The organism is Streptomyces bohaiensis (assembly GCF_012033785.1).
In the GTDB taxonomy this organism is placed as follows: Bacteria; Actinomycetota; Actinomycetes; order Streptomycetales; family Streptomycetaceae; genus Streptomyces; species Streptomyces bohaiensis.
Genome location: NZ_JAAVJC010000441.1, coordinates 1 through 2,454, shown reverse-complemented (window position 1 = coordinate 2,454; position 2,454 = coordinate 1). Strand labels below are relative to the sequence as shown.

The 2,454-nt window shown below is 74.0% G+C and carries 2 protein-coding genes; both read left to right on the top strand.

Going from position 1 to position 2,454, the window contains the following annotated elements; translation table 11 throughout:
* Positions 1–47 precede the first annotated feature (47 nt).
* Positions 48–1,118, top strand: coding sequence for an ATP-binding cassette domain-containing protein (locus tag HCN52_RS23725; protein ID WP_168090470.1), 1,071 nt, complete (start codon positions 48–50; stop codon positions 1,116–1,118).
* On the top strand, positions 1,115–1,993 hold the full coding sequence (locus HCN52_RS23720; protein WP_168090469.1) for an ABC transporter permease: 879 nt from the start codon (positions 1,115–1,117) through the stop codon (positions 1,991–1,993). Before HCN52_RS23725 ends, HCN52_RS23720 begins: the two co-directional genes overlap by 4 nt.
* Positions 1,994–2,454 lie beyond the last annotated feature (461 nt).

The following is a 2,454-nucleotide window of genomic DNA, read 5'->3' as shown; positions in this document are numbered from 1 at the left end:
TCCGGCCCCCGGGCGGGGGCCGGACGAGACCCAGATGGGGAGAGACCATGCCAGGGGCCATCTACGCGGAAGGTCTGGTGAAGACCTTCGGCGACGTCAGGGCACTGGACGGCGTCGACATCGACGTCCCGGAGGGCACCGTCCTGGGCCTGCTCGGGCCGAACGGCGCCGGCAAGACCACCGCGGTGCGCGTGCTGACCACACTCATCCAGCCCGACAGCGGGCGCGCGGAGGTGGCGGGCATCGACGTGCTGCGCCACCCCAACCGGGTGCGCGCCTCCATCGGCCTCTCCGGGCAGTTCGCGGCCGTGGACGAGTACCTGACCGGCCGGGAGAACCTCCAGATGGTCGGCCAGCTCTACCAGCTGTCGGCGCGGGACGCGAAGAAGCGGGCCGGTGAACTGCTGGAGCGCTTCAACCTCGCCGAGGCCGCCGACCGCACCGCCAAGACCTACTCGGGCGGCATGCGCCGCCGCCTGGACCTCGCCGCCGCCCTCGTGGTGCGGCCGCCGGTGATGTTCATGGACGAGCCGACCACCGGGCTCGACCCCCGCAACCGCCAGGCGCTGTGGGACGTCATCCAGGACCTCGTCGCCGGCGGCACCACGCTGCTGCTGACCACGCAGTACCTGGAGGAGGCCGACCACCTCGCGCACAGCATCGCCGTGGTCGACCTCGGCCGCATCATCGCCCGCGGCACCTCCGACGAGCTCAAGGACGCCACCGGCGGCGACGTCGTCGAGGTCGTCGTGCAGGACCGCGACCGGCTGCCGGCGGCCCGCGCCGTGCTGGCGCGGCTCGGCCAGGGCGAGGTCACCGTCGACGACCACACCCGCCGGCTCACCGTCCCGGTCGAGGGCGGCGCCCGGGTGCTCGCCGAGGTCATCCGCGAACTCGACTCCGAGGGGATCGAGATCAACGACATCGGCCTGCGGCGGCCCACCCTGGACGACGTCTTCATCTCGCTCACCGGCCACAGCGCCGAGGACGCGCCGCTGGCCCGCGAGACCGCGGCGGAGCAGACGGCCGACACCCCGGGTGCGGATGCCGGGGCCGCGGGGCCCGCGAGTGCCGACGCCCGTGCCGACGGCCGTGCCGACAAGGAGGCAGGCAAGTGACCACCACCACCGAGCAGACCCCGCCGCCGCAGCCCGCCCCTCGTACCGGGGGCGACCTCTCCATCGGCGTGGGCCAGGCCGTCCGGGACTCCTTCGTCGTCGCGCGGCGCAACCTGCTGCGCATGATGCGCATCCCCGAGGTCGTCGTCTTCGGACTCGTGCAGCCCATCATGTTCGTGGTGCTGTTCAGCTACGTCTTCGGCGGCTCCATCAACATCCCCGGCGCGGGACTGGACGCCGCCTCCTACCGTGAGTGGCTGATGGGCGGCATCTTCGCCCAGACCGTCACCTTCGCCACCGCGGGCGCCAGCGCCGGCATCGCCGAGGACATGCAGAAGGGCATCATCGACCGGTTCCGGTCGCTGCCCATGGCCCGCGGCGCCGTCCTCACCGGCCGGACCTTCGCCGACCTCGCCCAGACCGCGCTGACGCTGGTCGTCCTCGCGATCGTCGCCTTCCTCGTCGGGTGGCGGTTCCACGACGGGGTCGTCAAGGCGTTCGCCGCGTTCGTGCTGCTGCTCCTGCTGGGCTACTCCTTCACCTGGATCGGCGCCCTCATCGGGCTGTCGGTGCGCTCCCCGGAGGCGGCGACCTCCGGCGGGCTGATCTGGCTGTTCCCGCTCACCTTCATCTCGGTGGCGTTCGTCCCCTCGGAGAACATGCCGGGCTGGTTGCAGCCGGTCGCCGAGTGGAACCCCTTCTCGGCTACGGTCCTCGCCGTGCGCGAGCTCTTCGGCAACCTGCCGGAGGGCTACCAGGCGCCCGATGCCTGGCCGATGCAGAACCCGGTGCTGGCCACCGTCATCTTCTGCGTCCTGATCATCGCGCTCTTCCGCACGCTGGCGGTGCGCAAGTACAAGCGCGCCACCGGCTGACCTCTCCGTCCGCACCCCACCGAACCGGGCCCCGGCCCGCCCCGCCGTGACCGGGGCGCGCCGGGCCCCGGACGCGTACCGGCCCGCTCGGCCCACCGGGCCGCTCCCGGTCCGGCCAGGGGTGCGGGCTCGGCCAATCTTCGGCGGGTCCGCGGCCATTCCCCGGTCCGGGGCCTGCCCGCAGCCGCCCCCGCGCCGTACGCTCGGCCACCGGGCGGACGGGACCCGGCCGGCGGCGCCGTCCGCACCCGGCCGGCCACCCGACCACCCGCAGCCGACCACCCGCACCGCGCCGCTCCGCACGGACCGCCGTGTGCGGTCCCCGACCGCCTCGATGTCGCGGAGCGTGGCCGCGCGCGCACCAAGAATGCCCAACGCCCGTCCACCCGCCGCGTCAACGGCCCCCGGACGGGTAACGCCAACGCAGAGGCGGCGCCGCCCGGCGACCACCGGCGGCGCCC

Excerpts from the sequence above, each read along its gene's own strand:
- HCN52_RS23725 (WP_168090470.1), top strand. The coding sequence starts at position 48 with ATGCCAGGGGCCATCTACGCGGAAGGTCTGGTGAAGACCTTCGGCGAC.